The following is a 13,824-nucleotide window of genomic DNA, read 5'->3' as shown; positions in this document are numbered from 1 at the left end:
AGAAGAAAAGATTATTGATGGAACATTGCTGAAATCGATTCTTCGTTACTAATACGTCGAATTGCTTCAGCAAGCATACCTGATAATGTAAGTTGACGCACATTTTTCAATGCTTTAACTTCCGCTGTTAATGGAATAGTGTCACAAACTACAATTTCATCAATAGCAGAATCTTTAATATTACTTACAGCTTTTCCTGAGAAAATTGGATGAGTTGCATAGGCAAAGACACGTTTTGCGCCACGAGCTTTTAATGCATCAGCCGCTTTACAAAGTGTTCCTGCAGTATCGATCATATCATCAACTAAAATACAATCTCTATCAGCAACATCACCGATAATATTCATCACTTCTGCTTCATTAGCACGTTGACGACGTTTATCGATAATAGCCATATCTGTGTCATTTAAAAGTTTAGCAATAGCACGGGCACGAACTACACCACCAATATCCGGAGATACTACGATTGGGCGTTCAAAATCACGTTGCAACATATCTTCTAAAATAACAGGGCTACCAAATACATTATCAACGGGTACATCAAAGAAGCCTTGAATCTGTTCAGCATGAAGATCAACGGTTAAAACCCTATCAACCCCTACAGTCGATAAAAAGTCAGCAACAACTTTGGCTGTAATAGGTACACGGGCTGAACGTACGCGACGATCTTGTCTTGCATAACCAAAATAAGGAATAACAGCAGTAATACGACCAGCAGATGCTCGACGCATCGCATCAATCATTACTAATAATTCCATTAAATTGTCATTGGTAGGCGCACAAGTTGATTGGATAATAAAAACATCTTCACCACGGACATTTTCATTAATTTGGACATTTACTTCACCGTCACTAAAACGGCTAACAATAATATCACCAAGAGAAGTATAAAGACGATTAGCTATACGTTTTGCTAGTTCGGGTGTGGCGTTACCAGCAAAAAGCTTCATATCAGGCACGAGAAATCCTCAAGCATGTAATCATGATTACATAAAACGTAATCGGTTAAATCGGGATCACAATTATATAATCATTTACAGATTATGCTCAACCACATTATAAAAATTTATTAAAAATATTTTACATTCATCACATTAATCTATAAAAAACTAGGTTAATAAGATGTTTTTTTGAAGTGAATAAAAAATCAGGTAAACTACTATATAGCTAAGATGATCAATTATCTTAATAATCTATTTAACCTAACAGCAGATACGTAATGAGTGAACAATTAGACACAAATAACCAAGTAACAGAATCTAAACGAACAATACGAAGTTTTGTATTAAGACAAGGCCGTTTAACTAAAGGACAACAACAGGCTTTAACGCATTTATGGCCTATCTATGGTGTTGAGTACAATGCTACCTCACCAATTGTTTTTAAAGATAATAAACCGGTGGTGTTTGAAATCGGTTTTGGAATGGGCGCTTCATTAATTGAAATGGCAAAAAATGCCCCATCCAAGAACTTTTTAGGTATTGAAGTCCATAAACCGGGCGTTGGAGCTTGTTTAATGGCAATTGAGGAAAATCAATTATCTAATTTAAAAGTTATGTGCCATGATGCCGTTGAAGTGTTAGAAAACATGATACCTGATAACTCATTAGATAAGGTGCAAATTTTCTTCCCCGATCCATGGCATAAAGCAAGACACAATAAACGTCGAATCATTCAACCTAATTTTGTTGCTTTAATTCATAGAAAATTAAAGACTGATGGTATTTTACATTTAGCTACCGATTGGCAACACTATGCAGAGCATATGCTTGAAGTATTAAGTCAAGCAGAAGGATTCAAAAATTTATCTGCAACTAACGACTATATTCCAAGACCCGAAGATCGACCTATTACCAAATTCGAAAAACGCGGTCAAAATCTAGGGCATGGTGTTTGGGATTTGCAATTTATAAAAAAACAGTGATATCAAGGAGCTGTTATGCAAAATGAGACAATTGATTTAATTTGCCAACGTCGTTCAATTCGGTCTTATAAATTAACGCCATTAACGACTGAACAGATTGATGCAATTATTCAAGCGGCACAATCGGCTCCAAGTTCAAACTTTTTACAATGCGCTACCATCATTAGAATCACTGATAGTGTGAAAAGATCAGAATTAGCTCATTATTCAGGCGATCAGCGTTATATCGTTCAAGCACCAGAGTTTTGGGTGTTTTGTGCCGATTTTAACCGCCATTTTCAAATTGATGCTACTATTCCACTTGAAAAAGCCGAGCAACTTCTAGTGGGTTGTATTGATACCACACTTATGGCTCAAAACGCGGTTATTGCAGCACAATCATTAGGTTTAGGTACGGTGTACATTGGCGGTTTACGCAATAATATTGCTAAAGTGAGCGAATTACTTGCGCTACCTAAATATGTTCTTCCTTTATTTGGACTTTGTATCGGTTATCCTGACCAAAATCCAGATATTAAACCACGATTACCAAAACAATTAGTTTTTTTTGAAAATCACTATCAACCAATCAATCACCAATTATTAGCTCAATATGATACTCAGATGCGTCAATACTATGAGCATCGACTGACTAATCAAAAAACCAATGGTTGGAGTGATAAAATTGCAGAAACAATTAGCAAAGGGCAACGAGATTTCGTTTTAAATTATTTGCATAAACAAGGATGGATAACTAAATGAAAAAAAATCAATACCAATTAGATAAAGTTGTAATACTAAGTCGTCATGGAATACGCACTCCATTAGCTAACACCATAGAGTTTTTAGAAAAAGCCAGTCCTTTAAAATGGCCTAGCTGGGATCATGCTTATGGTTATTTAACTACTCGCGGCGGCGTTTTAGAATCTTATTTTGGACATTATCTATCACAATGGCTTGAACAACAAAATATTAAGCTTTCACCGGAAAATCCTGACATATATGTTTATGCTAATAGTCTTCAAAGAACAGTTGCCACCGCTCAATTCTTAGTTACAGGGGCTTTTGCGGGTTATGATATCCCGGTTAACCACAAATATACCATTGAAAAAATGGACCCTATATTTGATCCAAGTGTACAAGATGATTCACCAGAATCTAAACAAGCATTATTAAAAGATATTGATGATGCAGATAAAGCTGAATCAATTTTCAAAAATTTAGCGCCAGCTTATGCGATGCTATCGGATATTTTGGACTATAAAAATTCACAATTATATACTGAATATCAATGTGATTTTGCTGATATTCCTTATGATCTTCACTTTGTAAAAGATGAAGAGCCAGAATTATTAGGGCCTCTAGCAATTGGCATTTGTGCGGTTGATGCTTTCTTATTACAGTATTATTCAGCTTTTCCTAAAGAAAAAATTGCGTGGGGAAAAATAACCAGCCAAGAACAATGGCAACAACTTATACAAATTCGTAACCACTATATTAATTTAGTTTTTCACTCTAGATCTATAGCTCGAAAAAATAGTGCATTATTAATTAATATGATAGATGATCTGTTACACCGAAAGAACAACAAGGTAAATTTACTCGTCGGCCATGATAGTACCATTGCTGCGCTACTTGGTGCTTTGGATTTTGCCGAATATCAACTTCCTAACCAATGTGAAAATACACCAATTGGTGGCATGGTTATATTACAACGCTATCGTAATAAGGCATCGGAAGAATACTTGTTTAAAGCTGAATACGTTTATCAAAGTTTTGAACAACTTTACACCGCGCAACCACTTGATATCAATCATCCACCACAACATTACCAACTTCAGCTAAAAAATGCCGTAGCAAATAGTGATGGTTTTTATCAGTGGCAAGATTTTGAAACTCGCTTAAAAGAATTTAAAAAATAAATAAATTAGATTGTCTATAAGAGTTTAAATTTAAACAATTAGACAATCTAAACATCTCTTTTATATTACTAATACATTTAAGCTAATTTCATAAAGTAAATTGGAATATATTTTTATTTTGTTTCAATTAGACAAACAGTTATTTAGATCAATATCTATTATAAATTATGATTGAAAAAAGTATCTAGTTTGAATGATTACCATTGTATTTAAGTAAAATTTTATTTTTCTATTAGCATATTACTAAAATTAAATATCACTTTTAGTATCACTATTAGTTTTTTCTTCAGTTAGTTTTATGCTAATAAATAATAAATGTACATTATTACTTACTAAAGCTATTGCCTCAGTGAGAATAACTGCCCTACTTTGCCATGTTATCCAAAGAAATCCTATAGTAAAATTCATCATCATTCATTTTCGTGTACAGTTATCAACAACTTTATATCTGTTAAAAATTTTTATTGCAAAACAACTGTCTATCATGTTTAATTCAACTAACTATAGATTAGTATTTTGTTAATATTAGTTTTGAACGGACTTATTTAGTGCTAAGGTAAATTAGATTGTGCTTTGCGCAGAACGCTTCATTGACATTATCAGGTCTAGAGTTAAAAACTTTATTTAAAACAAATATAATTAATAAATTCGATAATTAATCTAAATTCAATAAACGTAATTAGCATAAATTAAGGTATCAAGATGAAAATATTAGTCACTGGTGGTTGTGGATATATTGGCAGTCATACTTGCGTTCAATTAATTCTTTCTGGTTATACTCCGATTGTGGTTGATAATTTATTCAATAGTAAAGCTTCGGTTTTAGAAAGAATAAAAACCATCACTGGACAATCTGTTGAGTTCTATCATGGCGATGTTTGTGATGCTAAGTTACTGACAAAAATCTTTAATGAACATGACATTAAAGCCGTTATTCACTTCGCTGGCTTAAAAGCCGTGGGCGAATCAGTATATAAACCTCTTGAATACTATGAAAATAATGTCTATGGCACCATTGTTTTAATGAAAGCGATGCGTGAGGCTGGAGTTAAACAATTAGTGTTTAGCTCATCAGCTACTGTTTATGGTGAATTAGCTCCCGTTCCTTATGTCGAAACCTTACCACAAGGATTACCGACTAGTCCATATGGTAAAAGTAAGCTGATGGTTGAACAATGTATAATGGATTTAGCGGTTGCTGAACCTGATTGGTCTCTTACCTTATTGCGTTATTTTAATCCAGTTGGTGCTCACCCTAGTGGTTTAATGGGGGAAGATCCACTTGGTATCCCTAATAATTTAATGCCATATATTACTCAAGTTGCGATTGGCAAACGAGATTCACTATCTGTGTTTGGTGATGATTATCCAACAGCTGATGGAACCTGTGTTCGTGACTTTATCCATGTCGTCGATTTAGCTGATGGTCATATTGCAGCACTCAAAGCCGATCAAAATAAAGCTGGAGTACATATATATAATTTAGGTTCAGGAGTTGGTTTCAGTGTCCTACAAGTGATAAAAGCCTTTGAAAAAGCTTCTGGAAAACCACTTAATTGGCATTTTGCACCAAGACGTGCTGGTGATTTAGCTGCATTTTGGGCAGATACAAAGAAAGCAGAACAACAATTGGGCTGGAAAACTAAATTAACCCTTGATGATATGGTCAAAGATTCATGGAATTGGCAATCTAGCAATCCGCAAGGTTATCCTGATTAAATTAATGTGTTGCGAATAATAGAAAAATCACCAATTAAAGAGGAATAAATGAATATTTTTAATTCCATTTATCATCCTCATCATCGCTATAAAATCGAAGATTTTACATAGTTAACCTAACAATCTAGGTTAAAATTAGGTATGATATTCCCCTATTCACTAATGGATAATAAGATAGATGAAAAGCAAAGCGCTCACAGCGATTTTTCCGGGAACATTTGATCCAATTACTAATGGTCATATCGACCTAATTACCCGTGCATCGCAATTGTTTCCCCGTTTAATTGTAGCTATAGCGCAAAATCCAAATAAAAAAACGCTGTTTACTTTAGAAGAACGAGTAAACTTAGCCTCAACATCGGTTGAACACTTATTGAATGTGGAAGTGATTGGCTTTGATAATCTTATGGCTGACTTCGCCCAAAAACATGCAGCGACAGTGATAGTCAGAGGAGTGAGAACAACTCACGATTTTGAATACGAAAGACAATTAGCTGAAATGAATCGAGCATTAAAACCTGATTTAGATACTATCTTTTTAATGCCATCTATTGCAATGGGATTTATTTCATCGACTATTGTTAAAGATGTTACTTTCCATGGTGGAGATATCTCCAATTTAGTACCTTTACATGTTAAAACAGAGTTACTAAAACGGCTAACATAATTTCAATTTATTAATATGGTTAATTTTTACACCCCTACAAAAAAGAAGCTTACTACACAAAAATTGACAGTTACTGTCACTAATTTAGATGCGTTTGGTCAAGGTGTGGCAAATCATAAAGGTAAAACAATTTTTGTAAAATCAGCTTTACCTGATGAAACAGTTGATATCCAATTAACTGATGATAAAAAAAATTATGCCAAAGCAAAAGTTATAAAATACCACAATCACAGCCAACAGCGCGTTAAACCACAATGTAAGTACTATACAAAATGCGGTGGCTGTGAATTACAACATATTTCATCAAATTTACAGCAACAAGCTAAATATGAAGCCTTGGTCAAACTTTTACAGAAAGAAGCTGGGGCGGAGTTGGACTATAAAGACAATTCACCTAATATCATTGCCAACCAACCATATCATTATCGTAGGAGAGCTAGATTATCAATTAATTTAGTTAAAGGTGAATTATTAATCGGCTTTAGGCAGGCAGAATCAAACCAAATTATAAATATAGAACACTGTCCGGTATTAGTTGAACAATTAGATAAATTATTAATGCCATTACAGTCTTGTTTAAGACAAATTAAACAAAAAAAATCACTTGGACATATTGAATTAATTGCTGTCGATAGTGGCATTATCCTTGTGTTAAGACACACCATGCCACTAACAGAACAAGATAGCATTTTATTAAAAAAATTCGCTGAAGCTCACAATATTTCACTCTATTTTCATGGTCATGAACTGCTCCATATCAGTGGCACCACTGAACATTATTATCTGATTAATCATCTAAAATTAATTTTCAGTCCACTTGATTTTATACAAGTTAATAGTCAAATTAATCAAAAGATGATTGATAAGGCTTTAGAGTGGTTAGATATAACTTCAGATGATAAAATACTCGACCTATTTTGTGGTATGGGTAATTTCTCGTTACCTATGGCAATAAACAGCCAATCAGTAACAGGTATTGAAGGTGTTGATGCTCTGGTGGAAAAAGCCAAGATCAATGCTAAACTAAATAAGGATAAAATTGTAGCTAAAACCCAGTTTTTCACCTGTAATTTAGAAGATAAACAGCAATTTTCAATATGGAATCAGTCAAAATTTGATAAAGTATTATTAGATCCTGCTAGAGCCGGTGCTTATAATGCTACAGCAGAAATTGTTAAGATATCGCCTACAAAAATAGTTTATATTTCATGCAATCCTGCTACATTAGCTAGGGACTGCAAGCTATTTATTGAGGAAGGATACAACATTGCAAAAGTTGCTATTTTGGATATGTTTCCACAAACTAAGCACATTGAATCAATGTTGTTGTTAACTAAATCAGGATAATAATTATGGTATCAATTAGAGGCGCCCATCAACAAAATGACGAGCATTATACTCTCGCACAGTTTGATGTTGAACAATGGGCAAAACAAGAACTGTTATTAACCAATATTGAATCTTATCAAAAGTTTAAAGATATTTGGGATTTTTGTTTTGAACATAGTGCTGGTGCACCTGAGCAAGTCAATTGCTTCCAAAATGCCATTGAAATGGTTGAAATTTTATCAACCTTAAATATGGATATTAATAGTTTAGCAACCGCCCTTTTACTACCTTTCTTTGATACTAAAATTATCTGCCGTGAAGATCTACCTGAAAATTTTGACCGTGAAATTATTCATATTCTCTCTAGTGTTGTCAAAATGAAAGACATTAGGCAACTCCGTGCTATCCGTAATGGTCATGCAACAAACGAACAAATTGATAGTATTCGCCGTATGTTACTTGCGATGGTTAATGATTTCCGTAGTGTAGTCATTAAACTAGCTGAGCGTATTACTTATTTACGAAATTTGATGCATGCACCCAAAGAAGATCAAGTGCTAGCTGCTAAAGAGTGTTTTAATATCTATGCCCCCTTAGCGAATCGACTCGGTATTGGTCAATTAAAATGGGAGCTTGAAGATTTCTGTTTCCGTTATTTACATCCTGACCAATATCGTTTTATTGCCCATAAATTACATGAGAAACGTCTAGATCGCGAATCATATATCAATCAATTTGTTAAAAATTTACAGGATATGATGAATAAAGATCATATTCGTGCCGAAGTTTACGGTCGCCCTAAACATATCTATAGCATATGGCGAAAAATGGAACGTAAACATCTACAATTTGAAGATTTATATGATATTCGAGCGGTACGCATCATCTGTGATCGAATCGAAGACTGCTATAATGCCTTAGGCATCGTACATAGCCATTATAAACATATTGCAAAAGAATTTGATGACTATGTTGCCAATCCAAAACCAAATGGCTATCAATCAATTCATACCGTTGTTTATGGCCCAAATGATAAAACTATTGAAATTCAAATACGTACCGAACAAATGCACAATGATGCTGAATTAGGTGTAGCAGCACATTGGAAATACAAAGAAGGCAGTACAGATAAAATGACTGCCTACGATCAGCGCATTTCGTGGCTACGTAAATTATTAACATGGCAACAAGAGATGTCAGAAAGTGGTGAAATTCAGGAAACTGTTCGTAGTCAAATTTTTGATGATCGCGTTTATGTATTTACACCAAAAGGTGATGTCGTTGACTTGCCTACCGGTTCAACTCCGTTAGATTTTGCTTATCACATTCATAGTGATGTTGGCCACCGTTGTATCGGTGCTAAAGTTGCGGGGCGCATAGTACCTTTTACCTATATATTAAAAACGGGCGATCAAGTTGAAATTATCACCCAAAAACAACCTAATCCAAGCCGCGATTGGCTAAATCCAAATACTGGATTTGTAAATAGCAGCCGTGCACGAGCAAAAATACAAGCTTGGTTTAAAAAACAAGATCGAGATAAAAATATAGCTGCTGGTCAACAAATTTTAGAAAATGAATTAGAACCGTTAAATATTAGCCTAAAAAGTGTCGAAAAGATTCTGATTAGTAAATATAACGCCCATTCGTTTGACGAAGTATTAGCTGGGATAGGTAGTGGAGATGTTAGAATTAACCAACTGGTTAATTTTATTAATGCCCAATTTAATAAGCCAACAGCTGAAGAGGAAGATGAAGCTGTTCTTAAACAGATCACCCAAAAATCAACCTCTCAAGCCAAAAATACCAATAAAATATCATCGATAAAAGGTGGTGAAATTATTATTGAAGGTGTAGATAATTTACTCTACACCATTGCTAATTGTTGTCGCCCTATCCCCGGTGATCCAATTGTCGGTTTTGTTACCCAAGGACGAGGTATTTCAATCCATCGTTCAGACTGTGAACAGTTGCAAGAGCTAAAAAATCATGCTCCAGAACGAATCACCAGTGCGGTATGGAGTGGTAATCATAACGCAAGTTATACGATGGTCATTCGCATCATAGCTAGTGATAGAAGTGGTTTATTGCGAGACATAACAACAATTTTAGCTAATGAAAAAGTAAATGTCTTAGGTGTTTCGAGTCGCATAGATATGAAACAACAAATTGCAACGATTGATATGGATATGCAAATTTTTGATCAGGACTCTCTTGAAAGAGTTATGAATAAAATTAAACAACTTTCTGACGTGCTGGAAGCAAAACGCTTACAAGCATAATAATTCGGTTGCCGCTAGTATGTGAGTGGCAACCTTATCTATTGATTAACTTCGCTGTAAAATCTCAAATTGGTAATCATAACAATTTTTATCATCCGCTTTATGATTTTCTGAATAAATTTGTTGCCATGATGTTTGTGAATAATCAGGAAAATAAGTATCGCCCGTCAATTTGGCATCAATATGAGTTAAATAAAGTCGATTAACTAAAGGTAATACCTGTTGGTAAATATTACCACCGCCTATAATAAAGGCTTCTTCTACTTGTTGTTGATTAATAATTGATATTGCCTCATCAATCGATTTAACCCAACTAACATTTGGATTAATTGACGTATTACTCTCAGCCTGTCGACTGATGACAATATTGTGGCGATTAGGCAATGGTCGACCAATAGATTCAAACGTTTTACGCCCCATAATCACCGGTTTATTTAATGTATTTTTTTTAAACCACGCTAAATCTGCAGGCATGTGCCATGGCATTTGATTGTTCATACCAATCACACGATTATCAGCCATTGCAACAATTATACTTAATATCATTGTAGTTCCTTTATACATAACCTAAAGATTTAATGCGTTCACTAACATTACTCGGAAATTTAGTCTGCGACCACAGTCTTTGGCTTAAAGAAAGTAATGTCTCTTTTTGACCTGAAACAATCCAATTCGCTAATTCAGTCGCCACATCAGGATAAATAATAGCTTTAGGTGACGGTAGACCAAGCCAGTATTTCAACTTCATATGATTTAAATGTTCCATAACGGTTGCCATGTCTAAAGACTGCAAACATTGGGCATTGTAAACTTGTTCAAATTGACCTGCTACTGGTTTAGTTAAAATCTTTTTACCCAAAGATAATGCTTCTGAAATTAGAGCAAATCCAGTATTTGAAATAATACCAGAACAACTTAGTAGAGCTTGAGTAAAATTATCCCGACTTAGCGGTTGCAATAAAATATTACCATGCGCAGAAGATTGTTTTATCTCAGGGTGAAAACAACTAAATTGATATTGCGAAAATTGACTTAATAATCCGGTAATTTCAGTTAAATCTTCAAAAGGCAAATAAACGATGATTTTCCCATCTTCAGTTGGTGGTGTAGCAAATGAATCAATCATTGGCGGAATCAGTTTATGACCAAAATGGAACCAATGTAAACCAATAGGTTGTGTAACTGGAGCATAGTATTTCATAATCACATTTGCTATCGTGCCATATTCTTTAGGCTTGAGATATTGGCAAACAGACTGATTACTGATACCTAAACATTCTCGATTTTGATGATGTGCAGCCCAGGCACTAACCGGTTCAAAATCACTAATAATACAGTCATATGCAGATAAATCTAAATCACGAACATCTTTAATTAATCTAAAAGCCCGAATTCTTTGGATGGTTTTACGAAAATTGATTTTGCCATTAAGCGTAGCAAATGAAAGACCAGCAAATGTTCGGTAGTTGCCAAAAGCTTGCATATCAAAATAATCTTTAGGATCACGACCACTTAGGATATAGTCAACATCCGCTCCAGCCTTTTTTAAAGCTTTGGCTAATGTTCGACAACGACTGATATGGCCATTTCCTGTTCCTTGTACTCCAAAAAGAATTTTCATATCGTTATTATTCATAATGTTTTTTATGCGAATATGATACCAGAACCAATTATATTTAGCTTATATATTTTTATGATTATCTTGTACTAGGTAACCATTAATATACCAATTATTGTTGATGTTACAGATTGAAAAATTAGTGATTATTAGCAATTGAAATTGAATAAAACTTCCACTTGTCAAAATAGTATAAATTTAGTGTTTTCTCTAGTAAAATAAATACGAGGTTTGCTAGATTAATTGCGTGATAAATAATGTCATTAACTATAAACAAAAAGTGAGTAAATATTTTAATTATATCGACAATCTTTTTGTTTTTTTATTCTATTTGGCATGTTCTACTCATTATGTCCAAACCTTGTACTGTTCATCATTCACCTAGCTTACAATCTTTAAGGGTGAACGCAAATCATCACTCTCCAGTAATTGATTTGCCGACTTCTAAATCAACAAAACCTTTTATTAGTGAATCAGTTAATCATTGTTTTGCTTGTGGCATGGCTATTGCTAATTATAGCGTTAATATTGATTATCCGATTTACCGTGAACAATATCTACCAACAAATTTTATTCCTGAATATAAAGAATTTATTCCTGAGTTAAAACCACCAAAAATTAGCTAATTTACGCTCTGTTAAATATTAGTAATAAATACTGGAAATCAATAACACGTTAGCTTGCTGAACGACTAGACGAGTTGGGAGAGCTAACTACTAGTTATTATTTAACTAAATAAATGATTATAGGAATACTATGAAACGCCGAAATTTTATAATGAATATTACCGCTGCCGTTGGTGGTTTAATTGCGACTAAAGCCATTGCCAAATTGGATCATTCATCAATGTCTGACATAGTTTGTGATGTTAAATCTGATAATTGTGATAAGGGGGACAACATGCACGATCATATGAATATGAATATGAATATGAACAACAAACAACCACAAAAACTATTATCTACTTCAGCACTACCAAAAGGTCATGATTTACCCAAATTCCAGCTGTTAAAAAATAGTAGTCATCAATCAGGTATATTTGAAGCTACTATTGAAGCCAAACCTGTAAAAATTGTATTAACGCCTGATATCACTACAGAATTTTGGGCTTACAATGATTCAATACCTGGGCCACTTATTGAAGTTTATGAAGGTGATAAAGTCAAATTGACAGTAAAAAATAGACTGTCCCAATCAACAACGGTGCACTGGCATGGTTTACTTGTGCCATCAAATCAAGATGGTAATCCACAAGATGAAATACCTGCAGGCAGTGAACGTATTTACGAATTTACCATTCCCGAAGGCAGTGCAGGTACCTATTGGTATCATCCTCATGGTCATAACACCGTTGCTGAACAAGTCGCTAGAGGATTAGCGGGAGTATTTATAGTTCGTAGTAAAAAAGACCCTTTAGAATCTTTACCGGAACTAAATTGGTTTTTCTCAGATCTGAAACTGACAGACAAAGGAGAAATTGCCGATAACTCAATGACTGATTGGATGAATGGTCGAGAAGGACAATTTGTATTAATTAATGGTGGTTATCGTCCAAAAATGAAAGTTAATACTGCAACACGTGTTCGTGTTTGGAATGCCTGTTCTGGACGTTATCTTAACCTTTCAATTCCAGGTTGTGATGTCTTTTTAGTGGGTAGTGATGGTGGATTAATGCCTGAACCAATTTCCCTTGAAAAGCCACTATTATTATCACCTGCCGAACGCGCAGAATTGGTAATTTTACCCAAACAAACCGGTACGGTTTACTTACAATCAATTGGTTATGATCGCGGTAAGATGGGAAATGTACCACCAGAACAAGATATAATACTTGCTGAATTAGAGTTACAACAAGCAAATTCGATTGTTTTACCTTCGCCATTACGAACTCTACCTAAAATTGGTGAAGCAAAAGCGCATAAAACGCTTGAATATACAGAGGTCATGGACAAGAACGAACCAAGAGGTGGCATGCTGTTTTTAATTAATGGCAAACGCCATGATATGAAACGAATTGATCTAGAAAGTAAAATCCATGATGTTGAGGAATGGACAATATTTAATAATTCACATATGGATCATAATTTCCATATTCATGGTACACAATTCACGGTTGTATCGCATGAATTTGATGGTAAAAAATATCCACCAGAATATGTTGCATTAAAAGATACCATCAATTTACGTCCTCACGAAAAAATCACCATAAAAATTCAACAAAATATGCCAGGATTACGCATGTATCATTGTCATATTGTTGAACATGAAACACTCGGTATGATGGGACAATTAATGGTTAAGGATTAGTTAACTATATACCCACTATAAAACATGGTGGGTATTTTTAATTACTATTACCATAAAAATTCGAATATTCAGACAGT

At 34.3% G+C, this 13,824-nt stretch carries 12 protein-coding genes; 9 read left to right on the top strand and 3 right to left on the bottom strand.

The window, feature by feature from the left end; translation table 11 throughout:
- Positions 1–11 precede the first annotated feature (11 nt).
- Positions 12–959: a ribose-phosphate pyrophosphokinase gene (locus H3T83_RS05440; protein ID WP_086319756.1), complete on the bottom strand. Its 948-nt coding sequence runs from the start codon at positions 957–959 to the stop codon at positions 12–14.
- 260 nt (positions 960–1,219) lie between these two features.
- Between H3T83_RS05440 and trmB the strand changes: the two genes are divergently transcribed.
- From trmB to relA, 7 genes are all read left to right on the top strand, one after another.
- A complete protein-coding gene (gene trmB / locus H3T83_RS05435) occupies positions 1,220–1,924 on the top strand; it encodes a tRNA (guanosine(46)-N7)-methyltransferase TrmB (RefSeq protein WP_198197865.1) in 705 nt (234 codons plus the stop codon).
- A gap of 15 nt (positions 1,925–1,939) precedes the next feature.
- Positions 1,940–2,665, top strand: coding sequence for an oxygen-insensitive NADPH nitroreductase (nfsA, locus tag H3T83_RS05430; protein WP_198215294.1), 726 nt, complete (start codon positions 1,940–1,942; stop codon positions 2,663–2,665).
- Positions 2,662–3,825 (top strand): bifunctional glucose-1-phosphatase/inositol phosphatase, encoded by a 1,164-nt coding sequence (gene agp, locus H3T83_RS05425; protein ID WP_198215293.1) that lies wholly within the window; start codon positions 2,662–2,664, stop codon positions 3,823–3,825. The genes nfsA and agp overlap by 4 nt, the downstream gene beginning before the upstream one ends.
- Positions 3,826–4,527: 702 nt before the next feature.
- Positions 4,528–5,544 carry a UDP-glucose 4-epimerase GalE gene (gene galE / locus H3T83_RS05420; protein WP_110453736.1) on the top strand — a complete coding sequence of 339 codons (1,017 nt, stop codon included), beginning with the start codon at positions 4,528–4,530 and terminating at the stop codon, positions 5,542–5,544.
- Positions 5,545–5,722: 178 nt separating this feature from the next.
- Positions 5,723–6,211 (top strand): pantetheine-phosphate adenylyltransferase, encoded by a 489-nt coding sequence (gene coaD, locus H3T83_RS05415; protein WP_034902026.1) that lies wholly within the window; start codon positions 5,723–5,725, stop codon positions 6,209–6,211.
- 15 nt (positions 6,212–6,226) lie between these two features.
- The gene (rlmD, locus tag H3T83_RS05410) at positions 6,227–7,558 is read left to right on the top strand and encodes a 23S rRNA (uracil(1939)-C(5))-methyltransferase RlmD (protein ID WP_198215292.1); all 1,332 of its coding nucleotides are present in this window, start codon (positions 6,227–6,229) and stop codon (positions 7,556–7,558) included.
- A gap of 5 nt (positions 7,559–7,563) precedes the next feature.
- The gene (gene relA / locus H3T83_RS05405; RefSeq protein ID WP_086361652.1) at positions 7,564–9,822 is read left to right on the top strand and encodes a GTP diphosphokinase; all 2,259 of its coding nucleotides are present in this window, start codon (positions 7,564–7,566) and stop codon (positions 9,820–9,822) included.
- A 45-nt stretch (positions 9,823–9,867) separates the two neighbouring features.
- Here the strand turns inward: relA and folA are convergent, their stop codons facing one another.
- Both folA and H3T83_RS05395 read right to left on the bottom strand, forming a co-directional pair.
- Positions 9,868–10,368 (bottom strand): type 3 dihydrofolate reductase, encoded by a 501-nt coding sequence (gene folA / locus H3T83_RS05400; protein WP_110453740.1) that lies wholly within the window; start codon positions 10,366–10,368, stop codon positions 9,868–9,870.
- Positions 10,369–10,378: 10 nt separating this feature from the next.
- Positions 10,379–11,443: an MJ1255/VC2487 family glycosyltransferase gene (locus H3T83_RS05395; protein ID WP_198215291.1), complete on the bottom strand. Its 1,065-nt coding sequence runs from the start codon at positions 11,441–11,443 to the stop codon at positions 10,379–10,381.
- A gap of 311 nt (positions 11,444–11,754) precedes the next feature.
- Between H3T83_RS05395 and H3T83_RS05390 the strand changes: the two genes are divergently transcribed.
- Together H3T83_RS05390 and H3T83_RS05385 are read left to right on the top strand one after the other, a co-directional pair.
- On the top strand, positions 11,755–12,066 hold the full coding sequence (locus tag H3T83_RS05390) for a hypothetical protein (protein WP_198215290.1): 312 nt from the start codon (positions 11,755–11,757) through the stop codon (positions 12,064–12,066).
- A gap of 130 nt (positions 12,067–12,196) precedes the next feature.
- Positions 12,197–13,747, top strand: a complete 1,551-nt coding sequence (locus tag H3T83_RS05385) for a multicopper oxidase family protein (RefSeq protein ID WP_198215289.1) — start codon at positions 12,197–12,199, stop codon at positions 13,745–13,747.
- Positions 13,748–13,824: the final 77 nt, after the last annotated feature.

Origin of the sequence: Gilliamella sp. M0320 (assembly GCF_016101635.1) — a bacterium.
Lineage (GTDB): Bacteria > Pseudomonadota > Gammaproteobacteria > Enterobacterales > Orbaceae > Gilliamella > Gilliamella apis.
This window is presented reverse-complemented; position numbering and strand designations above follow the sequence as displayed.